This is a genomic window from Pseudomonas sp. LAMO17WK12:I10, assembly GCF_900215185.1.
GTDB classification, from domain to species: Bacteria; Pseudomonadota; Gammaproteobacteria; order Pseudomonadales; family Pseudomonadaceae; genus Aquipseudomonas; species Aquipseudomonas chlororaphis.
Genome location: NZ_OBDX01000024.1, coordinates 18,259 through 43,367 on the forward strand (window position 1 = coordinate 18,259; position 25,109 = coordinate 43,367).

Sequence of the window (25,109 nt, forward strand, 5' to 3'; positions counted from 1 at the left end):
TTGGAGCTTCGCATGCCACTACGACCGCTCGTTTTGCTCAGCCTTTTCAGCCTGCTGGTCGCTTGCAGCAGCGACGCCCCGAAACCGGCCGCCTCCACCGTGCCGCCCCAGCAGAGTGTGAAAAAAGCCCAGGAGTCCACCGACCTCGGCCCCCTGCCGGCCTACCAGCGTGAACTGAGCGGCACCCTGCAGGGCGTACCGAGCGGTGCCGAGGTGGAACTGGCGCTGCTGGTGATCGACGAACGCGGCCGGCCGCAACGTTTGCTGGCTAGCAGCAACCTGATCGGCAACAACAAGGTCCTGCCGTTTCGCCTGCGCTTCAATCCCGATGTCTTCCCGGTAGGCGCCCGCGTTGAACTGCGCGGCCGCGCCAGCCAGTCCGGCCAGTTGATCCTGCACCTGCCGGCGCAACTCATCACCCAGCCGACCACCCAGGCCGTGGGCCAGTTGCAGTTCGTCAAAGCACCATGACCCCACCGCTCGACCTGCAACGCGCCCTGAGCGAACTGCTGGGCGACGCCCAGCTGGTGGCCTGCGAACTGCCGGACACCGAGCTGAAGCTGTGGTTGATCGATGCCGACAACATGGACCGCGCCTTCACCCCGGAAGAAACCCGGCGAATTCTCCACGAACCGCCGTACTGGAGTTTCTGCTGGGCCAGCGGCTTGGCCCTGGCGCGCTATCTGGCCGAGCGTCCGCAGTGGGTGCAAGGCAAGCGGGTCCTGGATTTCGGCGCCGGCTCCGGCGTGGCCGGTATCGCGGCGCTGAAAGCCGGCGCGCTGGAAGTGGTGGCCTGCGACCTCGACCCGCTGGCCATCGCCGCCTGCAAGGCGAATGCGGCGCTCAACGGGGTTGAACTGGGTTACTCCACGGACTTTTTCGCGCAAGCGGATCGCTTCGACTTGATCCTGGTGGCCGACGTGCTCTACGACCGCGCCAACCTGCCGCTGCTGGATGAGTTCCTCAGCCGCGGACGCCAGGCGCTGGTGGCGGACTCCCGGGTCAAGGACTTCCAGCATCCGCTATACCGACGCCTGGAAATGCTCCACGCCCTGACCCTGCCGGATCTGGCCGAGCCCTGGGAATTCCGCGAAGTGAGCCTGTATCACGCGCAGCGCGATTGAGTCCCTGCCAGCGCTACGTGATAACCGGCGAACGGACAGCCACCGCTTTCAGGCACACCCCGCCAGCCCTTATAGTTGGCCCATTCACGTTCTTCGAGATCCCCCATGAGTCAGGACACGCCGTACATTTTCGACGCCAGCACCGCCGACTTCGACCAGTCGGTGATCGAGAACTCGTTCCACAAGCCGGTGCTGGTGGATTTCTGGGCCGAATGGTGCGCGCCCTGCAAGGCGCTGATGCCGATGCTGCAACAGATCGCCGAGAGCTATCAGGGCGAACTGCTGCTGGCCAAGGTCAACTGCGATATCGAGCAGGACATCGTTGCCCGCTTCGGCATTCGCAGCCTGCCGACCGTGGTGCTGTTCAAGGACGGTCAGCCGGTGGACGGTTTTGCCGGGGCGCAACCGGAGTCCGCGGTGCGCGCCATGCTCGAACCCCATGTGCAGATGCCGCCACCCAAGGCCGCCGACCCGCTGGAGCTGGCTGAAGCGCTGTTCGCCGAAGGGCGCATCGCCGATGCCGAAGCCACGCTGAAAGTACTGTTGGGTGAAGACAACAGCAACGCCAAGGCCTTGATCCTCTACGCCCGCTGCCTGGCCGAACGCGGCGAACTGGGCGAAGCCCAGACCGTACTCGACGCAGTCACCGGCGATGAACACAAGGCGGCGCTGGCTGGGGCCAAGGCACAGATCACCTTCCTCAAGCAGGCCGCCGACCTGCCGGACAGCGCCGAGCTGAAAAGCCGCCTGGCGCAGAACCCGCAGGATGATGAGGCGGTGTATCAGTTGGCCATCCAGCAACTGGCGCGCCAGCAGTACGACGCGGCACTGGATGCCCTGCTCAAGTTGTTCATCCGCAACCGCAGCTACAACGAAGGCCTGCCACACAAGACCTTGCTGCAAGTGTTCGAGTTGCTGGGCAACGACCACCCGCTGGTGACCACCTACCGTCGCAAGCTGTTCGCCGCGCTGTACTGATTCATAGCTGATAGCCGCGCCGGTTTATCGCAAGCCGGCGCAGCCCTTGTCTACTCGACCCAGCTGTAGAGCGGCGTATCACCGCCGCTCACCACCTTGACCTGTGCGCTATGGCGCAAACGCACCAACAGCCGCTTGCCCGCCGCGGCGCTGCCGGTCAGGCCTTCCAGTTGCTCCAAAAGATCCGGGCCGCTCAATTGCCCGGCCTTGCGCAGCAGGTCCTGGGTGATCTGCCACAACGCATCATCCTGGCTCGCCGGCTTGGCCACAGGCGCGCCGCTTTCGGCTTTGGCCGCCTGCAACGGCGTCCCCAGCCGGGCACTCAACTGATCCCAGTCGGCCTCGTCCAGTTCCAGGGTCAAATCCACCGGCCATTCGCCGATGCTTCCACGAATCCGCACCATCGCTCTGCTCCCGAATTTTCTGACGAGCATGCTCCCATGCGTCTTGCGCAACGCCAAGCAGGCGGTCAAACTCTCGCCACTTCCGTTATAAGATTACATAACATTATTTTCATGTTCGCTCCCGGAGACTTGCCATGCGTCGTCTGCTGCTCGCCCTGCCGTTCGCCCTGTTGCCCCTGGCCATCGCTCACGCGGCCGAAAAACACGACCACGACCATGAGCATGGCAGCCTCGGTGCTCACGAGCATGGCGTGGCCCGCCTGAACGCGGCACTGGACGGCCAGACCCTGGAGCTGGAACTGGAAAGCCCGGCGATGAACCTGGTGGGCTTCGAGCACGCCGCCAGCACCGACGCGGACAAGGCCAAGGTCGCCGCCGTGCGCGCCCAGCTGGAAAAACCGCTGGCGCTGTTCAGCCTGCCGCCCGCCGCCGGTTGCGTGGTGGCGCAACAGGAACTGGAAAGCCCGCTGTTCGGCGACAAGCCCGAAGATCACGACGAAGACCATGACGACGCGAAGGATGCCGATGGCCACGAACATCACCACGAACACAGCGAGATTCATGCGCACTACCAGTTCACTTGTGCCACGCCGGGCGCGCTGAAGAACCTGGACCTGGCCGGCGTGTTCAAGACCTTCCCCGCCACTCAGAAAATTCAGGTACAACTCATCTCGCCAAGTGGCCAGCAAGGCGTGGAAGCGACCTCCAAGGCCGCCAGCCTGAAATTCTGACCGCAACTCCTGTAGCCGCTGCCGCAGGCTGCGATCGAGCCCGAAGGGGTCGTTGCTCTTGAGGTCTTCGCAAGGTCCTGCGGACCTTATCGCAGCCTTCGGCAGCGGCTACAAAACTCACTCCATGATCGGCCCAACATGACCCAAGCACTTATCGAACTGTCCGACCTGGGCTTCAGCTGGCCCGGCCATCCGCAGTTGCTGGATATCCCGGCCTTTCGCCTGGAAGCGGGTGAAACGCTGTTCCTCAAGGGCCCCAGCGGCAGCGGCAAGACCACCCTGCTCGGCCTGCTCGGCGGCGTGCAGAAACCCGGCCGCGGCAGCATCCGCCTGCTGGGCCAGGAGCTGACCGAACTTTCCGCCGGAGCCCGCGACCGCTTCCGGGTCGATCACACCGGCTACATCTTCCAGCAGTTCAACCTGCTGCCATTTCTCTCGGTACGCGAAAACGTCGAGTTGCCCTGCCACTTTTCCAAATTGCGCGCCAGCCGCGCCGTGCAGCGCCACGGCAGTGTCGACCAGGCGGCGGCCACCCTGCTCGCCCACCTGGGGCTTAAAGACCCCGGCCTGCTCGGTCGCCGCGCCGACTCGCTGTCCATCGGCCAGCAACAACGGGTCGCCGCCGCCCGCGCGCTGATCGGCCAACCGGAACTGGTGATCGCCGACGAACCCACCTCGGCACTGGACTACGACGCCCGCGAAGCCTTTATCCGCCTGTTGTTCGCCGAATGCCGCGAGGCCGGGGCCAGCCTGCTGTTCGTCAGCCACGACCAGAGCCTGGCGCCGCTGTTCGATCGCAACCTGTCGCTGGCCGAACTCAATCGCGCCGCCACGCCCGCGGAGGTCTGAGATGTATCTGTTCCGTCTAGCCATGGCCAGCCTGGCTAACCGCCGCTTCACCGCGATTCTCACCGCCTTCGCCATCGCCCTGTCGGTCTGCCTGCTGCTGGCGGTGGAACGGGTGCGCACCGAAGCCCGCGCCAGCTTCGCCAGCACCATCAGCGGTACCGACCTGATCGTCGGCGCCCGCTCCGGTTCGGTGAACCTGCTGCTGTACTCGGTGTTCCGCATTGGCAACGCCACCAACAACATTCGCTGGGACAGCTTCGAGCACTTCGCCAATAGCCCGAAAGTGAAATGGGCGATCCCGATTTCCCTCGGTGATTCCCATCGCGGCTACCGGGTGATGGGCACCACCGCGGCCTACTTCGAGCATTACCAGTACGGCCACCAGCAGAACCTGCAACTGGCCAGCGGCCGCGAGTTCGCCAGCGATCCGTTCGAAGTGGTTCTGGGCGCCGAAGTCGCCGAGGCCCTGCATTACAAGCTCGGCGACAAGCTGGTGCTGGCCCATGGCGTAGCGGCCATCAGCCTGGTCAAGCATGACGACAAACCCTTCACCGTGGTCGGCATCCTCAAGCGCACCGGCACCCCGGTGGACCGCACGCTGCACATCAGCCTCGGGGGCATGGAGGCGATCCATATCGACTGGCACAACGGCGTGCCGGCCCAGGGCAACGGCCGCATCAGTGCCGACCAGGCGCGCAACATGGACCTGACGCCGCAAGCGATCACCGCCTTCATGCTCGGCCTGAACAGCAAGATCGCTACCTTCGCCGTGCAGCGCGAGATCAATGAATACCGCGGCGAACCGATGCTGGCGATCCTGCCCGGGGTCGCCCTGCAAGAACTGTGGAGCCTGATGGGCACCGCGGAAAAAGCCCTGTTCGTGGTGTCGCTGTTCGTGGTGCTGACCGGCCTGATCGGCATGCTCACGGCGATCCTCACCAGCCTCAACGAGCGCCGCCGGGAAATGGCGATCCTGCGTTCGGTCGGCGCCCGCCCCTGGCATATCGCGACCTTGCTGGTGCTGGAGGCCTTCGCCCTGGCGCTGTCCGGTGTGCTCGCCGGGCTGGGCCTGCTGTACCTGGGCATCGCCCTGGCCCAGGGTTATGTGCAGTCGAGCTACGGCCTGTATCTGCCGCTGTCCTGGCCAAGCGAGTATGAGTGGACGCTGCTCGGCGGTATCCTGATCGCCGCCCTGCTGATGGGCAGCGTGCCCGCCTGGCGCGCCTACCGACAATCGTTGGCCGATGGCCTGTCCATCCGCTTATGAGGAACTTCTGGTTATGAGGAGCTCCGGCATGCCCCGTGCCCTGCTTGCGCTATTGATGCTGGTCGCCCTGCCACTGTGGGCCGCCGAACCCCGTGATCTGGCCTGGTCGGAAATGATCCCGCCGGACGCGCCGGCGGAGGTGCCGAACATGCAGCCGCTGCACGACCTGTCGCAGATGAGCGACGCCCTGGCCGCCGAGTCTGCCCCGGCGGCCAAGCAGGACATGCCCAACGCTCCGGTGGTGCAGAGCCTGGACGGCCTGTCGGTGCGCCTGCCCGGCTACATCGTGCCGCTGGAAGTCAGCGAGGAAGGCCGCACCACGGAGTTTCTGCTGGTGCCGTATTTCGGCGCCTGCATCCACGTGCCGCCACCGCCGTCGAACCAGATCGTGCATGTGAAAAGCGACGTCGGCGTGAAGCTCGATGAGCTGTATCAGCCGTACTGGATCGAGGGGCCGATGCAGGTCAAGGCATCCACCAGCGAAATCGCCGATGCGGGTTACCAAATGGAGGCAGAGAAGATTTACGTGTACGAATTGCAGGAGTGAAACCACGTTTTTCGCAGAGCCATTCATGACCTCATCGCAAGCAAGCCTGCGCCCACAAAACAGCACAGTTCCCTGTAGCCGCACGTTTGCCCGCGATCAGTTGCACAGCGTACACAACACCCGCAGTTCCCCTGCCTCCACGCTGATCCGCTTTTCATTGAGCTGAGTCAAAGCCTGTTCCTTGACGATCCTTACCATTGGACCTAGCCAACTCGAATCGTCCTTTGGAGCTCCCATGCACAAGTCCCTGCTCAGCGCCTCCCTGTTCGCGCTCGCGCTCGCTGCCCCGATCGCCCACGCCCACGAAGCCGGCGACATCATCGTTCGCGCCGGTGCCATCACCGTCAATCCGAAAGCCGACAGCGGCGACGTCAAGGTCGACCGCGGTCCATTGGCCGGTGCCAACCTCGGCGGCAAGGCGACCATGAGCAGCGACACCCAGCTGGGCCTGAACTTCGCCTACATGCTGACCAACAACGTTGGTATCGAACTGCTCGCGGCCACCCCGTTCGAGCATGACGTCAAGCTCAAGGGCACCGCGCTGGACGCCGCCAACGGCAAGCTCGGTACCCTCAAGCATCTGCCGCCGACCCTGAGCGTCGTGTACTACCCACTGGACCACAAGGCCGCCTTCCAGCCTTACGTGGGTGCCGGCATCAACTACACCTGGATCTATGACGAGCACGTCGGCAGCCGCGCCAGCGCCGCCGGTTTCGACAATTTCCGGGCGAAGAACTCCTGGGGCCTGGCCTGGCAGGTCGGTGCCGACTACATGCTGACCGACAACGTGATGATCAACGCCCAGGTGCGCTACGTCGACATCGACACCACCGCCTACGTGAACAACAACGCGGTCGCCGGCGGCACCCGGGCCAAGGTCGACGTGGACGTCGATCCGTGGGTCTACATGGTCGGCCTGGGCTACAAGTTCTAAATCGGCCAGACAAAAAAAGGCGCCTGCAAGGGCGCCTTTTTTCATGGCTGGGGGAAAGCTCAGCGGCCCAGCAAACGTGCCAACCCGACGCTCATCGGCGTCGGTTCGGGGAGCTTGAAGCGCTGCAACAGGCGCTGGTTGTTCGCCCGCGAATGGCGAATATCCCCGGAGCGCGCCGGGCCGTAGCTGATCGGTGGCAACTGCCCCACCACCTTGCCCAGGGCCTCGAGCAATTGCTTGAGGGTGGTGGCCTGGTTCAGGCCGACATTAACCGCGCCGACTTCCAGTTGCGGTGTTTCCAAGGACTGCACCAGCACGTCCACCAGGTCTTCGACATACATGAAATCGCGAGTTTGCTCGCCATCGCCGAATACGGTGATCGGCAGGCCTTTCTGCGCGCGCTCGCAAAAGATGCTGATGACCCCGGAGTACGGCGAGGATGGATCCTGGCGCGGCCCGAAGATATTGAAGAAGCGGAAGATCGCCGGCTCCAGCCCATGCTGGCGGCGATAGAAATCGAAGTAGTACTCGCTGGCCAGCTTGTCCGACGCATAGGGCGTCAGCGGTGCCTTGGGCGTGTCTTCGTCGATCGATTCGCCCTCGCCATTGTTGCCATAAACCGCCGCGCTGGAAGCAAACAGCACGCGCTTGACGCCAGCCTGGCGCATGGCTTCACAGACGTTGAGGGTGCCGATGAAGTTGCTCTGGTGGGTACGCACCGGGTCATCCACCGAAGCCTGTACCGAAGCGACCGCGGCCAGGTGCGCCACCGCGCGGCAGCCGCTCATCGCCCGCGCCACCAGGGCTGCATCGGCGACGTCGCCTTGGATCAGTTCGACCCGAGGGTTGTCCAGCGGCAGGTTGCCGGGTCTACCCGTGGACAGATCGTCGAGGATCCGCACCGAGTAGCCCTTGGCGAGCAAAGCGTCGGTCAGGTGCGAACCGATGAAACCGGCACCGCCGGTGATCAAGATTGGGCCATCAGCCATGACGATAAAACCTATCCAGTAGAGCCGGGAGTGCCGCGCGCCAGGCGCGAGGCTTGATCCCGAAGGTGTGCAGAATTTTTTTGCAGGCCAGCACCGCGTGCTGCGGTTCTTCGGCAGCGTCCGGCCGGGCGGCGTGGGCCTGGGCGGTCGGCGCTTCGATGGCCAGCGGATGCAGGCTGCGGGCCTCGGTGAGGATCGCCTGGCCCAGCGCCAGCGGCGTGGTCGCCTCATGGCCGGCGTAGTGGTAAGTGCCCCACAGCGGCGCGGCGCAATCGAGTTGCTTGAGTACCGAAATAATCACCCGGGCGGCGTCGTCCACCGGCGTCGGGTTGCCCCGGCGGTCGTCGGCCAGCAGCAGCTCTTCGGGTTGCTCGGCACGGGCCAGGAAACGCCCCAGGGTGCCTTCGGCGCTATCGTCCAGCAGCCAGCCGAAACGCAGCAGCACATGCTGTGGGCAGGTGGCGCGCACATTCTGCTCGATCCGCCACAAGGCCTGGCCACGCAGGCCCAGCGGTACCGGTTCGTCCTTTTCGCTGTAGGCGGTGGCCCGCGAACCGTCGAACACGCGATAGCTGGAAGGCTGCAGAAGAATGATGTTGTGATGCTGGCACAGCTCGGAAAGCCGCTCGACCGCCCGTTCCTGGCTGGCCAGGCGTGCCTCGGGGACACTCTCCGCCTGGAACCAGTCGAAGTAGTACGCAAGGTTGATCAAGGCATCCGGACGGGTGTCGTCGAGCAGTTGCGTCAGGCTCGCGGCATCCCAACCGTCTTGCGGCGGACGGGGGGCGAGGAAACCGATGTCTTCCTCCGCACCGAGGCGAATCAGCGCCTGCCCAAGGGCATTTCCGCCGCCCAGTAACATAAGGCGCATTCGCATAGAGTCAGCAGGCCCAATCTGTTCGGAACGATGGTTTGAATCGGCCAGACCCGCGGGGCTGGCCATGAATATTGCTCAGAATCGTTGCATTTTGCGGGTTTCCGGCGCAACCGTCACTGAGAAAGTGTAGAGCAACAAAGCACACAGCCCTTCAGGGCCGCTGCCGCCAGCGGCGACAAGGCAGGCTTGCAACTTCACTCCGGCGGTCGCATAACGTTGTGCATGAACCTTCCCCAGATCCCCGCCAACGCCCTGCCGGGTTTTCATCCCGCGGTCAGCGCCTGGTTCGACAGCTGCTTCCCGGCGGCGACCGCCGCCCAGGCCCGGGCCTGGCCGCTGATCCGCCAGCGCCGTTCGACGCTGATCGCCGCGCCCACCGGCTCGGGCAAGACCCTGACCGCCTTCCTCGCGGTGATCGACGAGCTGGTTCATCGCGGCCTGGAAAACGGCGGCACGCTGCCGGAACAGACCCTGGTGGTCTACGTCTCGCCGCTCAAGGCTTTGAGCAACGATATCCAGATCAACCTGCAGGACCCGCTGGCCGGGATCACCGCGCAACTCGAACGCATGGGCCTGCCGCAACTGCGCATCAGCACCGCGGTGCGCACCGGCGACACCCCGCAGAAAGACCGCAGCGCCATGCGCAAAAGCGCGCCGCACATCCTGGTGACCACCCCCGAATCGCTGTATGTGCTGCTGGGCTCGGCCTCCGGCCGGCAGATGCTGGCCAGCACGCGCACAGTGATCGTCGACGAGATCCACGCCATCGCCGCCAGCAAACGCGGCAGCCACCTGGCCTTGAGCCTGGAGCGCCTGCAAGCGCTATGCGCCGAGCCGCTGACGCGCATCGGCCTGTCGGCCACGCAGAAGCCCATCGAAGCGGTGTCGCGTTTCCTGGTGGGTCATGAACGCCCCTGCGAGATCGTCGATATCGGCCACGCCCGCCCCCGGGACCTGGCCATCGAAGTGCCGCCCGTGCCGCTGTCGGCGGTCATGGCCAACGACGTCTGGGAACTAGTCTACGAACGTATCGCCGAACTGGCGCGGGAACACCGCACCACCCTGGTGTTCGTCAACACCCGGCGCCTGGCCGAACGCCTGAGCCGCCACCTCAGCGAACGCCTGGGCAAGGACGCGGTGGCCGCCCACCATGGCAGCCTGGCCAAGGAGTTTCGCCTGGACGCCGAACAGCGTCTCAAGCGCGGCGACCTGCAAGTACTGATCGCCACCGCCTCGCTGGAACTGGGCATCGATATCGGCGATGTCGACCTGGTGTGCCAGATCGGCTCGCCGCGTTCGATCTCGGCCTTTTTGCAAAGGGTTGGACGCTCCGGGCACCAGGTCGGCGGCACGCCCAAAGGCCGCCTGTTCGCCCTGAGCCGCGACGACCTGATCGAATGCGCCGCCCTGCTCGACTGCGTGCACCGCGGCGAACTCGACACCCTGCAGATCCCCAGGGCGCCGCTGGATGTGCTGGCGCAGCAGATCGTCGCCGAAGTCAGCAACCAGGAATGGCAGGAGCAGCCGCTGCTGGACATGATCCGCCGCGCCTCGCCTTATAGCGACCTCGACGAAGGGCATTTCCAGGCGCTGCTGCGCATGCTCGCCGAGGGCTACAACGGGCGCCAGGGCATTCGCAGCGCCTATCTGCATCGCGATGCCGTCAACCGTAGCCTGCGCGGCCGGCGGGGCAGCCAGCTGACGGCGGTGACCAGCGGCGGCACCATCCCCGACAACGCCGACTACGCCGTGCTGCTGGAGCCCCAGGCGCTGAATATCGGCAGCGTCAACGAAGACTTCGCGGTGGAAAGCATCGCCGGCGATGTGTTCCAGCTGGGCAACACTTCGTACCGCATCCTGCGGGTGGAAACCGGCCGGGTGCGGGTCGAGGACGCCCACGGCCAGCCGCCGACCATTCCGTTCTGGCTCGGCGAAGCCCCCGGGCGCAGCGCCGAACTGTCGTTTGCCGTGGCGCGCCTGCTGGGCCGGCTCGACGAGTTGCTCGGCGCCACCCCCGGCCAACTGCAGCCCGCCCTCGACTGGCTGGGCGACAGCCTGGGCCTGGACGTCGCCAGCGCCGAACAACTGGTCGAGTACCTGGCCCGCGCGCGCCAGACCCTGGGCGCACTGCCGTCCCAGGACACGCTGATCATGGAACGCTTTTTCGATGAGTCCGGCGGCACCCAACTGATCATCCACACGCCGTTCGGCAGCCGGATCAACCGCGCCTGGGGCCTGGCGCTGCGCAAGCGCTTCTGCCGCACCTTCAACTTCGAACTGCAGGCCGCCGCCAGCGAAGACGCCATCGTGCTGTCGCTGTCCACCGGCCACAGTTTCGAGCTCGACGACGTCTGGCGTTACCTGCACAGCAACAACGCCGAACACATCCTGGTCCAGGCCGTGCTGGAGGCGCCGCTGTTCGGCGTGCGCTGGCGCTGGAATGCCGGCGTGGCCCTGGCGCTGCCGCGCTTTGTCGGCGGGCGCAAGGTAGCGCCGCAGATCCAGCGGATGAAAAGCGAAGACCTGATCGCCAGCGTGTTTCCCGAGCAGATCGCCTGCCTGGAAAATCTCGCCGGCGAACGGCAGATTCCCGATCACCCGCTGGTGGAACAGACCCTCGACGACTGCCTGCACGAAGCCATGGACAGCGAGGGCTGGCTGGCACTGTTGCGGCGCATGGAGCGCGGCGAGCTGCGCCTGATCAGCCGCGATCTGCCGGCGCCCTCGCCCCTGGCCGCGGAAATCCTCAGCGCCCGGCCCTACACCTTCCTCGACGACGCACCGCTGGAAGAGCGCCGCACCCAGGCCGTGCTCAGCCGCCGCTGGAGCGACCCCGAGTCCAGCGACGACCTCGGCGCCCTGGATGCCGAGGCCATCCAGTCGGTGCGCGAGGAAGCCTGGCCCGCCCCCGGCAACCCGGACGAAATGCATGAAGCGCTGATGAGCCTGGCCTGTATCGGCGAGGACGAAGCCCAGGCCAACCCGAGGTGGACCGACTGGCTGCAAGCCCTGGCGGACAGCGGGCGCGCCAGCCGCCTGCAGATCGGCGACGGACAGGCCCTGTGGCTGGCCGTCGAGCGCCTGGGCTGCCTGCGGGCGATTTATCCACAGGCGCCGCTGCAACCGCTCCTCGAGGCGCCGCCCGGCTTCGATGAGCGATGGCAGCGCGATGAAGCGGTGGTCGAAGTGATTCGAGCCCGGCTCAGTGGCTTCGGCCCGTTGCCGCTGGAGAGCATCGCCATGCCCCTGGGCCTGAGCGCCGGCGAGGTCGCCCAGGTCCTGGCGCAGCTGGAAGGCGAAGGTTATGTGCTGCGCGGCCGCTTCAGCCCCGGCGAGGCCCGGGAGGAGTGGTGCGAACGGCATCTGCTGGCGCGGATTCATCGCTACACCGTCAAACGCTTGCGCCGGGAAATCGAACCGGTGTCGCTGCAGGACCTGATGCGTTTTCTGTTCGACTGGCAGCACCTGTCCAGCGCCACCCAGGGCCAGGGCAGTGCCATGCTGGCGCAGACGGTCGCCCAGCTCGAAGGCTATGCCGCCGCGGCCGGCGCCTGGGACAGCGACCTGCTGCCGGCGCGGATCAAGGATTACTCCGCCACCTGGCTGGATGAGCTGTGCCGCAACGGCAAGGTGGTCTGGAGCCGGCTCAGCGCGCCGCACAAAACCGCCGGCGCGACCCTGCGCAATACGCCGATCGTGCTGCTGCCGCGCAACCAGGTCGCGCTGTGGAGCGGGCTGGGCGCACAGCCCGACAGCAGCGAGCTGTCGCCCAAGGCGCAGAAGGTCCATGAAGCCCTGAGCCAGCACGGCGCCTTGTTCTTCGATGAATTGCAGCATGAAGCCCATGTCCTGCGGACCGAGCTGGAGATCGCCCTGCAGGAACTGGTGGCCGCCGGGCTGGTGAATGCCGACAGTTTTGCCGGCCTGCGCGCCTTGATCACCCCGGCCAGCAAGCGTCTGGCCCGCAGCGGCCGACGCGGGCGCGGAGCCGTGGTCGGTGGTATGGACGATGCGGGGCGCTGGGCGCTGCTACGGCGTCCGTCGCCAGTACCGGAGGACGTCGGCGGTCATGGGCAGGCAACCCCACCGGCCATCCTGGAACACATCGCCATGACCCTGTTGCGGCGTTATGGCGTGGTGTTCTGGCGCCTGCTGGAACGCGAGGCCGACTGGCTGCCGAGCTGGCGCGAACTGTTGCGCACCTTCCATCGGCTGGAGGCCCGCGGCGAAATTCGCGGCGGGCGTTTTGTCAGCGGCCTGGCCGGCGAACAGTTCGCCCTGCCCGAGGCCATCGCCCTGTTGCGCGAAGTGCGCCGCCGCCCGCTGGATGGCAGCCTGATCGCGGTGTGTGGCGTCGACCCGCTGAACCTCGCCGGCACCTTGCTGCCCGGGCCGAAGGTTCCGGCCCTGGCCGGCAACCGGCTGGTGTACCGCGACGGCCTACCCGCGGCCGCCGAGATCGCCGGCAAACCGCATGTCTGGCTGGACCTTGAGCCGCAGGCCAGCCTTGAGCTGCGGACCCGGTTGATTCGCCGCTGATATCGGGCCGTGGGCCGCCTGGTGCATCGCGCCGGCCTTATCGCGAGCAAGCGTCGCGCCTACAGAAGCGCAGTGATCGCGCTCAGCTCGATATTTGCCTTCAGGTCAAATATCAAATACCGGAACCGCTATTTTTCCGCACGATTCAAATCCGGACACTGCGCTCCATTGTCAAATCCACCGGAGTTGCAGCCATGCCCATTGCCTTGCTCGCGCTGACCCTCAGCGCCTTCGCCATCGGGACGACTGAGTTCGTCATCGTTGGCCTGTTACCCACCATCGGCGCCGACCTCGGCGTCAGCCTGCCGTCCGCCGGGCTGCTGGTCAGCCTGTACGCCCTGGGTGTCGCCGTCGGCGCGCCGGTGCTCACCGCGCTGACCGGCAAGGTCCCGCGCAAACTGTTACTGCTGTCGCTGATGGTGCTGTTCACCCTCGGCAACCTGCTGGCCTGGCAAGCGCCCAGCTATGAATCCCTGGTCCTGGCGCGCATCGTCACCGGCCTGGCCCATGGCGTGTTCTTCTCCATCGGCTCGACCATCGCCACCAGCCTGGTGCCCAAGGAAAAAGCCGCCAGCGCGATTGCCATCATGTTCACCGGCCTGACGGTGGCCCTGGTCACCGGCGTGCCGCTGGGGACCTTTATCGGCCAGCATTTCGGCTGGCGCGAAACCTTCCTCGCGGTATCTGCCCTGGGTGTGATCGCCTTTATCGGCAGCCTGATCTACGTGCCGAAAAACATCACCCACAGCAAACCGGCGTCCTTGCTGCAACAACTGCAAGTACTGAAACAACCGCGCCTGCTGCTGGTGTACGCCATGACCGCGGTGGGCTACGGCGGCTCGTTCATCGCCTTCACCTTCCTCGCGCCGATTCTCCAGGACATTTCCGGCTTCAGCGCCAGCACCGTCAGCCTGGTGCTACTGGTCTACGGCATCTCGGTCGCCGTAGGCAACATCTGGGGCGGCAAGCTGGCGGACAAGCGCGGTCCGATCAGCGCCTTGAAGATCATCTTCGCCCTGCTGGCCGGCGTGCTGTTCCTGCTCACCTTCACCGCCGGCAACCCATGGCTGGCACTGGCCACCGTACTGGTGTGGGGCGCCGTGGCCTTCGGCAACGTACCGGGCCTGCAGGTCTACGTGGTGCGCCAGGCCGAACACCACACCCCGCAAGCGGTAGACGTGGCCTCGGGCCTGAACATCGCCGCCTTCAACCTCGGCATCGCCGGCGGCGCCTGGGGTGGCGGCCTGATCGTCGCCCACCTGGGGCTGATCCACACCGCCTGGATCGGTGGCCTGGTGGTACTGGGCGCCTTGGCCCTGACCGCCTGGAGCGGTCGCCTGGATCGCCTCGGCCCGGTATACGCCGAGCCGGCCGAGGGGTCGAGCCGGGTGGTGGTCGGGCACTGAGCCCACCAGCAGGCCCCAACCAGAAAAGCGCAGCCCTGGCCGGCTGCGTTTTTTTATGCCCGGTCGCAAAGGGTGGCGCCTGGCGGGGCTGGCGTCAGCGACTGCCCGGCGCAGGGTTTGCCACCGTCGGGCAGCCCATTGCCCGCCAGCCCGCGGCTACAGGCTGGAAAACACCGTCCGTAGGAAGGTCGAAACTTTCCCGTCAGCCGGGCAGTCATCAAAAGACAGAGGTGGTTCGAAGGCCCCAAGACGGGAGCGGACATGGCGGCGATTCATATCGGTATTTCCGGCTGGCGCTACAAGCCCTGGCGTGGAGATTTCTACCCCGAGGGGCTGACGCAGAGGCGCGAGCTGCAATTCGCTTCGCGCGCCGTCAACAGCATCGAAATCAACGGTTCGTTCTACGCGCTGCAGACCCCCGAGCGTTATGCCGACTGGTATGCCGATACGCCCAAGGATTTCGTGTTCAGCGTCAAGGCGCCACGCTACATCACCCATATCCTGCGGCTGCGGGATGTGCACAAGCCGATCGCCAACTTCTTCGCCTCGGGCGTGCTGGAGCTCAAGAACAAGCTCGGGCCGATCCTGTGGCAGTTTCCGCCAAGCTTTCGGTTCGACGCCGAATTGTTCGGCGCCTTTCTTCAGCAATTGCCCGCCGATACCGAACAGGCCGCCGCCCTCGCCCGCCAGCACGAACCACGCCTCAACGGCCACGCCAGCACCAAGGCCTATGGCAAAAAAGCCATGCGCCATGCCGTGGAAATTCGCCACGCAAGCTTTGCCGTGCCCGAATTCACCCATCTGCTGCGCCAGCACGGCGTGGCACTGGTGGTGGCCGACACCGCCGGTAAGTGGCCCTATTGCGAGGACCTGACCGGCGATTTCGTCTACCTGCGGCTGCACGGCGACAAGGAGCTGTACGCCAGCGGCTATACGCCCCAGGCCCTGAAGCGCTGGGGTGACCGGATCGAGGCCTGGCACAGCGGCAAGCAGCCTGCCGATGCCCGGCTGATCGACGCCCGGCACCCACCCAGGGCGCGCAAGAGCCGGGAGGTGTTCTGTTATTTCGACAATGACCTCAAGGTCCGCGCGCCCTTCGACGCCCGTCGGCTGCTGCAGCGCTTCGGGCTCGACAAGACACTGGCGACGGCACCCGGCGAGCCTGCCGCGCCCGGGGTGCTGCCATGAGCCATGACGAGTCGGCCAACAACCCGATACCACCCGCGATCGGGCTCGCCGCCGCGCGCCGCTTCACGGTGCTGACGGTAAATACCCACAAGGGGTTCACCGCCCTGAACCGGCGCTTCATCCTGCCCGAGCTGCGCGAGGCGGTGCGCAGCGTGGCCGCCGACGTGGTGTTCCTGCAGGAGGTGCACGGCGCCCACGACCAGCACCCGCAGCGCTACAACAATTGGCCGAGCATGCCGCAGTACGAATTCCTCGCCGACAGCATCTGGCCGCAGTTCGCCTATGGACGCAATGCGGTGTACCCGGCCGGCGACCACGGCAATGCGTTGCTCTCGAAATTCCAGATCATTCGCTACGACAACCTCGACATCTCCCTGTCCGGGCACGAGAGCCGCGGCCTGTTGCATTGCGTGCTGCGCCTGCCCGGCGACGGCCTGGAAGTGCATGCCATTTGCGTGCATCTGGGGTTGCGCGAAAGCCACCGGCAGCAACAGCTGGATCTGCTGCTGCAACTGATCGCCGAGCTTCCCGTCGATGCGCCCTTGATCGTCGCCGGCGACTTCAACGACTGGCGGCTGCGCGCCGATGCACAGCTCGCCCCCAGTGGCTTGCAGGAGGCCTTTGTCAGCCAGCACGGCAAACCGGCGCGCAGCTTCCCCGCGCGCCTGCCGCTGCTGCGGCTGGACCGGATCTACGTACGTCACCTGAAAATCCACCGCCCCCAGGTCCTGGACACCCATCCCTGGTCCCATCTCTCCGATCACGCACCGCTGTCGGTCGAGGTCGAGTTATGAACGACATGCCCCTGGAAAAAACCACGGTGGACCACCAGCCTGGCGCGGAACTGGCCCACGAGCCGCTACGGATGGACCTCGAATACGGTTGGCACAGCAACAACCGGGTGGTGCTGCTGGAGAATGGCGAAGCGTATTTCCCCCGGGTGTTCGAAGTGCTGCGCCAGGCGCAGAACGAGATCCTGCTGGAGACCTTCATCCTCTTCGAGGACAAGGTCGGCCACGAGCTGCACCGTATCCTGATCGAGGCCGCACAGCGTGGCGTGCATGTCATCGTCAGCCTGGACGGCTTCGGTTGCGGCGATTTGAGCACCGAGTTCCTTGCCGCCATGAGCAACGCCGGGGTGCGTTTGCAGATATTCGACCCGGCGCAGCCGATTTTCGGGGTGCGCACCAACTGGTTCCGCCGCCTGCATCGCAAGATCGTGGTGGTCGACGGCGCCATCGCCTTTGTCGGCGGGATCAACTTCTCCGCCGACCATCTGGCCGATTTCGGCCCCCAGGCCAAACAGGATTACTCGGTAGAGATCCAGGGGCCGGCGGTGGTGGATATCCACCATTTCGCCCTGCTGCAAGGCGACCGCCCGGCCCGCGCCCGCTACTGGTGGCAACGCCGCCGGCAGCGCCGCGCGGAACTGGCCCTGAGCGACCATGACGGCCAGGTGCGCCTGGTCTACCGCGACAACCGCCAGCACCACAGCGATATCGAAGAAGTCTACCGCCAGGTATTGCGCGGGGCCCGCCAGCGGGTGGTGATCGCCAATGCCTACTTCTTCCCCGGCTATCGGCTGCTGCGCGAGATCCGCAACGCCGCGCGCCGTGGCGTCAAGGTGCGACTGATCCTGCAGGGCGAGCCGGACATGCTGGTGGCCAGGCTGGCGGCACGCATGCTCTACGACTACCTGCTCAAGGACGGCGTGACCATCTACGAATATTGCGAACGGCCACTGCACGGCAAGGTAGCGCTGGTGGACGACGACTGGAGCACCGTGGGCTCGAGCAATCTCGACCCGCTGAGCCTGTCGCTGAACCTGGAAGCCAATGTGCTGATCCGCGACCGGGCGTTCAATCGCGACCTGTTCGAGCGCCTCGACCGGCTCAGTCGTGACCACTGCCAGGCCATGCCGGCCAAGGGCTCCGGGCGTGGCCGCTTGTGGCGCCTGACCGTGGGCTTCCTGGTGTTTCACATCCTGCGTCACTTCCCGGCCTGGGCCGGTTGGCTACCCGCCCACAAACCGCAATTGAAGCCCTTCGGCCAGGCCGCCACCCCGCGGGAGTCGCCCCATGAGCCGCACTGACGCCCATGGCTCGACGCCCGCCGCGTCGCACTCCCGGTCGCGCTGGCAACGCCTGAAGAAACCGCTGACCATCGCCTTCTTCCTGCTGTTGATCGTGCTGTTCACCCTGCTGGCCCGGCGCATCGACTGGAGCGAAGTGCTCGCCACCCTGGCCGACTTCAAGGAGCGCACCCTGGTCATCGCCGCGGGCCTGACCCTGGCCAGTTTCCTGGTCTATGCCTGCTTCGACCTGGTCGGTCGCACCTATATCCGGCAGAACCTCGGCTGGCAGCAGATCCTGCCGGTGGGGTTCATCAGCTACGCCTTCAACCTCAACCTCAGCGCCTGGGTCGGCGGGATCGCCATGCGCTACCGGCTGTACTCCAGGCTCGGGGTGAGCACCGGCAATATCGCCAAGATCCTCGGCCTGAGCCTGGCCACCAACTGGTTCGGCTACATGGCCCTGGCCGGCACGGTATTCGCCAGCGGCCTGATGACGTTGCCGCCCGGCTGGAAACTCAGCAACGACGCGTTGCAGGGCGTGGGCGTCCTGCTGCTGGTGCTGGGCGTGGGTTACCTGGCGGCCTGTCGGTTTTCCCGACGGCGCGAGTGGTCGATACACGGGGTCGAGATCAACTTGCCCTCGTTGCACATGGCCCTGCTGCAACTGGCCCTGGGCGCACTCAACTGGTCGCTGATGGCAGCGGTGATCTTTACCCTGCTGCCCAGCAAGCTTGATTACCCGGTGGTGCTCGGGGCGCTGCTGATCAGCAGCATCGCCGGGGTCATCACCCATATTCCGGCGGGGCTCGGGGTGTTGGAGGCGGTGTTTATCGCCCTGCTGCAACATGAGGTGTCCCGCGGCAGCCTGCTGGCCGGGTTGATCGCCTACCGGGCGATCTACTTCATCCTGCCGCTGCTGATCGCGTTGCTGATGTACCTGGTGGTGGAGGCCAGGGCCAAGGCGTTGCGCGTGGAGAAAAAGCCGCGCAAAAGCAGTTGAGGCTATCGCGTGCGCTCCTCTCCAGGAGCGAGCTTGCGCGCCTATTCGAGCAACGCCTTCAACCAGCGCTTGCGACTATCGCGACTGAATGATGCTCAAGCGTTCTCCCACCACCATTTCCGTGATCCAGTCCACCAGGATCGAGGTGTAGGCCTGCTGCGACACAGGATCGCTCAGGGCATGGTCGGCGCCGTCGATGATCCGATGGGTCATGGAATGGGTCTGCTGGCAGGCCGCGCGGTAGCTCATGAACGTGGCATGGGGCACATGCTCGTCGTTTTCCGATTCCACCAGCAGCACATCCCCGGTGAACGTCGAACAGGCATGCAGCGCCCGGTTGCTGTCGGCGCGCACCAGGCTGCTGCGGTAATCCAGCAGGTCGGCCTTGTCCAGGTCGCGCTTGGGGCTGTTCCAGGCTTCGTCGCGATACAGCGCCGGGACCCGCAGCGCCAGCCAGCGCACCGGTCGCAGCGAGGTCAGGATGCTCGCCAGGTAGCCGCCATAACTGGTGCCCACCACCGCAATCGCCGAGGTGTCGAGGGCCGGATGGGCCAGCAGGCGGTCATAGGCCGCCAACAGGTCGCGCAGGTTGTCTTCGCGGGTCACCCGGTTCAGCGGGATGCCGCTGCCGGCATGGCCCCGCAGGTCGAAGGTCAGGCACACGCAACCCAGCCCGGCGATGCCGCGGGCGCGCTCCAGGTCGCGCTCCTGGCTCCCACCCCAGCCGTGGACAAACAGTACGCCGGGGACTTTCGACTTGGGGCTGAGGAAAGTCCCGCGCATCTGCTCGTCATCGATGTCGATTTGAATGCTTTCGCTTCTAGCCGTCATAGGATTGGACCGTTACATATTTGAGAAGAAAGTCACTGCGCTCCGCGGGCCCGCGATAGACCTCGATGGCATCGGCCGGCAGGGGCCGGTCGACATAGGTTTCCACCGCGGACACACGAATCGCGCGCATCTCCGGATGATCGATAAAGGCCTGCAAAGCCGCCACTTCGGCGCTGCTGGCACCGCCCATGCGCCACGATTGCTCGAGTACGCCGCTGCGCTGCCGGCCTTCGGCGTCCAGGCCCTGGGCGATGTCGTAGTTGCGCCGGGAGGCGAAAAACCGTGGATAAGCCTCATCGGCGGCGGCATCAAAAACCCGCGCCTGCTGCACCGCCAGGCGCACGTCCTGCGGCAGTTGCAGCGCCAGCAACTCAGGGTAGCCACCCTGCACCACCAACAGCTCGGAACCGCCATAGACCTGCTCGCCGTCGCAGTCTTCGGTCAGGTACTGCTGGCCGCAGTAACTGAGGACGTGGCCGCCGATAAAGGACTGGCCGACGCTGTAGGTGGCCACCTGTTGCAGATCCTGCTCCAGGACCACGCCTTCATTGAACTGCCGGGCGACGTCCGGTTGCGCCAGCATCTCGTCGAAGCGATCCAGGTTCTCGATCACCTGCTGGCCGCGACCGGCGCAGGCATGGATCGGTTTCATGCGGATCGGCCCGCTGTAAAGCAAATGACTGGCCGCTGGCCGGGCGTCATTCAGGGAAAACACGCTCAGGCCGTCCAGCACCACATTGCGCACCCGCTGGGAGAACAGCGGCGCCCAGCCCGGCGGGGCCACGGCGTTCCTGTTCAACAGACCATGGGTAATGGCCTTGGTGCAGATAAAGTCATGCTCGACATACCCGCCCCACAGGTCGTCCGGCCCCTTGAGCCGCAATTGCCGGGCCGCGGCGGGGCCGACGATGGTCTGCGTCGGCAACAGGTACAGCTCGTCCTGGCCATGCACGAGCGGGTCGTAGTCACCGGCGAACTGCAACCCGAGGATCTGCGCCAGCCAGCGGGCCAGCGCGCGATTGGTCTCCACGACATGCTGCGAGGCCCCCGGATGGACCGAGTGGGCGACCACCAGCTTCTTGCGTTGCGTCGGGGTCATGCGTCCCCCTTCGTCATCGGCGTGATGAATGTACAAGACAGGGTGCAGGGATCACGCCAAGGCCAGGGAGAAGTCGAATGCCCCCATGGAATAAGCGCTCCAGGCCATCGCTGCTGGCATTGCGCCTGTTTTATTTTGCACGATCGGCCCACGACGCCCGGTATTTTGCACGACCCGCGGGGTCAGCCCTGCCCGGCCCGCGCCAGCGATGCCGGCGGGGTCACGCCGAAACGCGCGCGATACTCGCTGGGCGCCAGCCCGGTGATCTTCTTGAAGGTGGCGCGGAACGCCCCCGGGTCCTGGTAACCGACCGTCCAGGCGATATGGTCGATGGTGCCGTTGGTGAACTCGAGCATTTCCCGCGCCTTGCCCACCCGCAAGTGCTGGCAATATTCAGTGGGCTTGAGCCCGGTGGCGGCCCGGAAGCGCCGCAGGAAGGTGCGCTCCTCCAGCCCGGCCTGCTGCGCCATGACGGCGAGGGAAACGTCCACCGCGCCATTGGCCTGCAGCCAGTGCTGCACCTTGAGGATCGCCGCGTCGCCATGGCCGAGGATCGGCGCGAAGTTACTGCCGCACTGGCTGGCGCTGTCGCTGTGTTCGATCACCAGGAAACGCGCGGTGCCGCTGGCGATGCTCGGGCCCAGCAGGCGGTCGACCATGCGCAGCCCCAGCTCGGACCAGGCCATCAGGCCGGCGGTGGTGATCAGGTCGCCGTCGTCGACAATCGGCTTGTCGGCGTTCAGGCGGATGTTCGGGTAGCGCTCGGCGAACCGCTTCGCCGAGGTCCAGTGAGTGGTGGCTCTGCGGCCGTCGAGCAGGCCACTTTCGGCCAGCAGGATCGAACCGACACAGACCCCGCCCAGGGTCGCGCCATTGGCATGCTGCTGGCGCAGCCATTGGATCAGCGCCTGCGGTGCCTGCGCCTGGGAAAAACCGGCCATCGAGGGTGGGATCAGCACCGCCAGCAGTGGACCGTCAGCACCCGGGCGACTGTCGTACACCCGTACGGGCGCCTGGTCGGCCTGGGCCTGCCAGTGGCTGATGCGCAGCAACGGCAACTGTGTGCTGCGCTGTTCGGCGGCAATGCGGTTGGCGACCTCGAACAGGTCAGTCAAGCCATGCACCGCGGCCATCTGTGCGCCGGGATAGATCAGCACGCCCAGTTCGGCCACTGCGCTTTCCATACCCATTGTCAGTTTTCCCCCTGCTATTGTCGGTGCGGCCAATCCTCGACCGGCCTGCCGGAGCCAATACTGGACTCCACAGCCAACCACTACTTCAGAGGAAACACCCATGGCCAAGCAAGCGCTCATCGTAGTCGATATCCAGAACGACTACTTCCCCAACGGCAAGTGGCCCCTGGTCGGCGCCGAAGCCGCCGCCGACAACGCCGCGCGGCTGATCCAGGCCTTCCGCGACAGCGGCCAGCAGGTGGTGCACATCCGCCATGAATTCACCTCTGACAGCGCGCCGTTCTTCACCCCCGGCTCCAGCGGCGCGCAACTGCATCCTAAGGTCAGCAACCGCGCCGACGAGCCGGTGGTGCTCAAGCACTTCGTCAACTCGTTCCGCGAAACCGAGCTCAAGGCCATTCTTGACCAGCACGGCATCGAACAACTGGTGGTGGTCGGCAGCATGAGCCATATGTGCATCGACGGCGTCACCCGCGCTGCCGCTGACCTGGGCTATGGCGTCACAGTGATCCATGATGCCTGTGCCACCCGCGACCTCGAATTCAATGGTGTGGTGGTGCCGGCGGCCCAAGTCCACGCTGCATTCATGTCGTCCCTGGGATTCGCCTACGCCAGCGTGGTGTCCACCGATGAGTTTCTGGCGGGTAGCCGCTGATTCTTATCGGCTCATTCTTTGCTGGAGCCTCTGGGACGAACTGAAGGTTTCCAACACTGAATTCGCGATAGAAAGCAAAAGGCCCGTAGCGTTTGCGCGCTACGGGCCTTTTTCATGCCGTTGCCGAGAGGCTTCTCTTAAAATGGATATGCATACCTCAAAACGGTAAATATCTAGATTTATCCTTATAAAACAACACAGTAGGTAAAAACACCGTATTTCTGTGCGTTTTTTTGTAAATAAATCGAGTCATTCACACGTGTTCGTTTACACCTCATCTTGCGTTTGAGGCGTATCGACCATGAGGTTAACAAGTGGGATATTCAATGAAGCAGGTCTCCTTGAAAAGTGGACCTGCCCCCATGGGACTGATCCCAATGAGTGGTTTCGCTGTATGAAGGTGGGTGGCTGTTTGTTTGAGTAGGCCAGCAACCTACCATGACAGCAGGTTCTCAAGAGCCTGCTAGCAAGTACGCTACATTCTTCGCTGAGACAAAATAAAGGTCAAGGACTAAAAAGGCCGATTGACGCCAGACGCCAGGCCCGCAGAGCCTAGTCAAGGTCACAATTGAGCCCGAACGCAATAGGTGGTTCGGAGGGTGTATGAACTTCATACGCTTAAGAATATTTAACGCCTAGAATTCTAGGCATTGGAGCATCATTTCTCGCATTATGCCTAGATTTGTAGGCGTTAACTTGCACCGAATCCCTCCGGGCTCTATGAGTTGTCCCTAGTTTCGTAGACACCTCCAAACCTCATAATGAGGCCAAAATAGAAGATGCGATGAGTCGCCAGCGTTACCTCGAAGAATTCAAGATCGAAGCGGTCAACCTTAAACGCCGACACAGCAGTGCTATGCAGCTGTCACCAGTAGAATATGAGAAATGCTATTTTCTGAGCTTGGAGAGTATTTAGGAAACCAGGGGCGATTCAGACTTTAGGATTTTATCTGAAAGTTAGGATATTTTAAGTGTGCCTGCGCGCTTATAAGCTCGAGAAGTGCACGGCTTGTTATTTTTTGCATGCCAGCTATCTATTGTTTTTTGTTTTTATTGGTCGTGAAATCATAGTCAGGCACGCTTTCGAAATACATAAATTTATATTACGGCTTTGTAGTGTCCGAGTAGATTCTTGCGTTGCTTTTTTTGATGAGGTGGACCGGCTCAACCCCTCGTACGAGTGGGCTTCACCACTCGTCGACTTGAGCAAAAAAGTCGGAAAAGCTCTTTAAAAACACTGGACAAAAACCCACCACTGGCGATACTCTGAAGTCATCTTAATGTTCGAGTTTTATTGACTCGATATGGGTATGACAAAGGAATGGAGTCCTTTATATGTTAGCTCTCATTGATTCAGCCTGTTAGTTGTACTGCTTAGGGCAAGAATTGGTTTCACGAGTTGACGACTCTGAGAAACAACCTTATTGCAGGGCATATCAAATGGCTAATGGAAAAATACTCAGGCAACTCTTCAAGGCTGGGACACTCGGTGATCAAGCGGCATTTCGACGTGCTTCGGAAGCCATCATTGAAGAAGAACGCCAAAAGCAACATCACCTACTGGCAAATGACTTAGAGCAGATTCTCTATGGCGGGGATATGCATGTTCAATCTGCCCGTAAGCCGCAGTTCACTGTCGACATCCCTGTCGATAAAGAGCGGGGACTACCGCTGCTCGATATCAGGCCACCAAAGCGATCGCTTGAGGAAATCATTCTTCCCGAGAGCAGTGCCGCGATGATCGAAGAAATGCTGGAGGAGCACCGTCGAGCGGAGGTGCTACGCAGTTATGGCATGAAGCCATCTGGCAAGGTGATTTTCTTTGGCCCGCCAGGTTGCGGTAAGACGCTTGCTGCTGAGGTTATCGCTTTCGAACTTGATCGCCCGCTGGCAATCGTTCGTCTCGACGCGCTTGTCTCCTCTTTCCTCGGTGAAACCGCCGCTAACCTGCGAAAGGTTTTCGATTTCATCGCCAAGCATCAACTGGTCGTGCTGTTTGACGAGTTCGATGCTATTGGCAAAGAACGTGGCGATAGTGGGGAGCATGGCGAACTACGCCGCGTAGTTAACGCCGTACTGCAAATGATGGATGCCTACGACGGGCAAAGTCTTATTCTGGCGGCAACCAACCACGAGAGCATTCTTGATTCAGCAATTTGGCGTCGGTTTGATGACGCTATTGAGTTCCCATTGCCGGATCAGAAACAGCTGATGGAATTGTTGAAACTCAAGCTACGTGGCATTCGTCGGCAGTTCGAACTGGATGAGCCAGAACTTCTAAAAGAGTTTCAAGGTAAAAGCGGTGCAGACGTCGAGCGTGTTATTCGGCGCGCGGTTAAACGTATGATACTCAGAAACCAAGAGTTCCTCACCGTCAAAGAGCTACGTGGCGCGCTGGTGCGAGAGGGGCTTCGAAAACACTAA

22 protein-coding genes are annotated in these 25,109 nt (G+C 63.8%); 16 read left to right on the top strand and 6 right to left on the bottom strand.

Going from position 1 to position 25,109, the window contains the following annotated elements; all coding sequences use genetic code 11:
- Positions 1-12: 12 nt before the first annotated feature.
- The 3 genes from CRO75_RS23370 (at position 13) to trxA (ending at position 2,102) form a co-directional block, all read left to right on the top strand.
- Positions 13-471, top strand: coding sequence for a hypothetical protein (locus tag CRO75_RS23370; protein ID WP_087091866.1), 459 nt, complete (start codon positions 13-15; stop codon positions 469-471).
- Positions 468-1,124 carry a 50S ribosomal protein L11 methyltransferase gene (locus CRO75_RS23375; protein ID WP_009045827.1) on the top strand — a complete coding sequence of 219 codons (657 nt, stop codon included), beginning with the start codon at positions 468-470 and terminating at the stop codon, positions 1,122-1,124. The genes CRO75_RS23370 and CRO75_RS23375 overlap by 4 nt, the downstream gene beginning before the upstream one ends.
- Positions 1,125-1,229: 105 nt before the next feature.
- Positions 1,230-2,102 (top strand): thioredoxin, encoded by an 873-nt coding sequence (gene trxA / locus CRO75_RS23380; RefSeq protein ID WP_097138542.1) that lies wholly within the window; start codon positions 1,230-1,232, stop codon positions 2,100-2,102.
- Between the two features lie 50 nt (positions 2,103-2,152).
- Here trxA and CRO75_RS23385 read toward each other — a convergent pair whose 3' ends face one another.
- Complete coding sequence (locus CRO75_RS23385) at positions 2,153-2,506, bottom strand: hypothetical protein (protein WP_085534487.1); 354 nt, start codon at positions 2,504-2,506, stop codon at positions 2,153-2,155.
- Between the two features lie 134 nt (positions 2,507-2,640).
- On the opposite strand from CRO75_RS23385, the gene CRO75_RS23390 reads away from it, so the two are divergent.
- From CRO75_RS23390 to CRO75_RS23410, 5 genes are all read left to right on the top strand, one after another.
- Complete coding sequence (locus CRO75_RS23390; protein WP_097138544.1) at positions 2,641-3,237, top strand: DUF2796 domain-containing protein; 597 nt, start codon at positions 2,641-2,643, stop codon at positions 3,235-3,237.
- 138 nt (positions 3,238-3,375) lie between these two features.
- Positions 3,376-4,086, top strand: a complete 711-nt coding sequence (locus tag CRO75_RS23395; RefSeq protein WP_009045830.1) for an ABC transporter ATP-binding protein — start codon at positions 3,376-3,378, stop codon at positions 4,084-4,086.
- 1 nt (position 4,087) lies between these two features.
- The gene (locus CRO75_RS23400; protein WP_085534483.1) at positions 4,088-5,353 is read left to right on the top strand and encodes an ABC transporter permease; all 1,266 of its coding nucleotides are present in this window, start codon (positions 4,088-4,090) and stop codon (positions 5,351-5,353) included.
- Between the two features lie 28 nt (positions 5,354-5,381).
- Positions 5,382-5,900 (top strand): DUF3299 domain-containing protein, encoded by a 519-nt coding sequence (locus CRO75_RS23405; protein WP_097138546.1) that lies wholly within the window; start codon positions 5,382-5,384, stop codon positions 5,898-5,900.
- A gap of 235 nt (positions 5,901-6,135) precedes the next feature.
- Positions 6,136-6,834 (top strand): OmpW family outer membrane protein, encoded by a 699-nt coding sequence (locus CRO75_RS23410; RefSeq protein WP_087092695.1) that lies wholly within the window; start codon positions 6,136-6,138, stop codon positions 6,832-6,834.
- A 59-nt stretch (positions 6,835-6,893) separates the two neighbouring features.
- Here CRO75_RS23410 and CRO75_RS23415 read toward each other — a convergent pair whose 3' ends face one another.
- Positions 6,894-7,823 (bottom strand): NAD-dependent epimerase/dehydratase family protein, encoded by a 930-nt coding sequence (locus CRO75_RS23415; RefSeq protein WP_097138548.1) that lies wholly within the window; start codon positions 7,821-7,823, stop codon positions 6,894-6,896.
- Entirely contained in the window at positions 7,816-8,700 is an 885-nt protein-coding gene (locus CRO75_RS23420; RefSeq protein WP_023969342.1) for a sugar nucleotide-binding protein, read from the bottom strand. Before CRO75_RS23420 ends, CRO75_RS23415 begins: the two co-directional genes overlap by 8 nt.
- A gap of 222 nt (positions 8,701-8,922) precedes the next feature.
- On the opposite strand from CRO75_RS23420, the gene CRO75_RS23425 reads away from it, so the two are divergent.
- The 6 genes from CRO75_RS23425 to CRO75_RS23450 all read left to right on the top strand — a co-directional run bounded on the left by CRO75_RS23425 (position 8,923) and on the right by CRO75_RS23450 (position 18,907).
- Positions 8,923-13,239, top strand: a complete 4,317-nt coding sequence (locus CRO75_RS23425; RefSeq protein WP_097138550.1) for a DEAD/DEAH box helicase — start codon at positions 8,923-8,925, stop codon at positions 13,237-13,239.
- Between the two features lie 194 nt (positions 13,240-13,433).
- Positions 13,434-14,645: an MFS transporter gene (locus tag CRO75_RS23430; protein WP_097138552.1), complete on the top strand. Its 1,212-nt coding sequence runs from the start codon at positions 13,434-13,436 to the stop codon at positions 14,643-14,645.
- 261 nt (positions 14,646-14,906) lie between these two features.
- Positions 14,907-15,833 carry a DUF72 domain-containing protein gene (locus CRO75_RS23435; protein ID WP_097138554.1) on the top strand — a complete coding sequence of 309 codons (927 nt, stop codon included), beginning with the start codon at positions 14,907-14,909 and terminating at the stop codon, positions 15,831-15,833.
- On the top strand, positions 15,830-16,627 hold the full coding sequence (locus tag CRO75_RS23440; RefSeq protein WP_097138556.1) for an endonuclease/exonuclease/phosphatase family protein: 798 nt from the start codon (positions 15,830-15,832) through the stop codon (positions 16,625-16,627). The genes CRO75_RS23435 and CRO75_RS23440 overlap by 4 nt, the downstream gene beginning before the upstream one ends.
- A complete protein-coding gene (clsB, locus tag CRO75_RS23445) occupies positions 16,624-17,925 on the top strand; it encodes a cardiolipin synthase ClsB (protein WP_097138558.1) in 1,302 nt (433 codons plus the stop codon). Before CRO75_RS23440 ends, clsB begins: the two co-directional genes overlap by 4 nt.
- A complete protein-coding gene (locus CRO75_RS23450; protein WP_097138560.1) occupies positions 17,912-18,907 on the top strand; it encodes a lysylphosphatidylglycerol synthase domain-containing protein in 996 nt (331 codons plus the stop codon). The genes clsB and CRO75_RS23450 overlap by 14 nt, the downstream gene beginning before the upstream one ends.
- Positions 18,908-18,982: 75 nt before the next feature.
- Here CRO75_RS23450 and CRO75_RS23455 read toward each other — a convergent pair whose 3' ends face one another.
- The 3 genes from CRO75_RS23455 to CRO75_RS23465 form a co-directional block, all read right to left on the bottom strand.
- Positions 18,983-19,738: an alpha/beta fold hydrolase gene (locus tag CRO75_RS23455; protein ID WP_062824457.1), complete on the bottom strand. Its 756-nt coding sequence runs from the start codon at positions 19,736-19,738 to the stop codon at positions 18,983-18,985.
- Entirely contained in the window at positions 19,728-20,837 is a 1,110-nt protein-coding gene (locus CRO75_RS23460; protein ID WP_097138562.1) for a DUF3182 family protein, read from the bottom strand. Before CRO75_RS23460 ends, CRO75_RS23455 begins: the two co-directional genes overlap by 11 nt.
- Positions 20,838-21,019: 182 nt before the next feature.
- The gene (locus CRO75_RS23465; RefSeq protein WP_097138564.1) at positions 21,020-22,027 is read right to left on the bottom strand and encodes a GlxA family transcriptional regulator; all 1,008 of its coding nucleotides are present in this window, start codon (positions 22,025-22,027) and stop codon (positions 21,020-21,022) included.
- Positions 22,028-22,130: 103 nt separating this feature from the next.
- On the opposite strand from CRO75_RS23465, the gene CRO75_RS23470 reads away from it, so the two are divergent.
- Positions 22,131-22,685 carry a cysteine hydrolase family protein gene (locus CRO75_RS23470; protein ID WP_009045845.1) on the top strand — a complete coding sequence of 185 codons (555 nt, stop codon included), beginning with the start codon at positions 22,131-22,133 and terminating at the stop codon, positions 22,683-22,685.
- Positions 22,686-24,125: 1,440 nt separating this feature from the next.
- Positions 24,126-25,109: an ATP-binding protein gene (locus tag CRO75_RS23480; RefSeq protein WP_097138566.1), complete on the top strand. Its 984-nt coding sequence runs from the start codon at positions 24,126-24,128 to the stop codon at positions 25,107-25,109.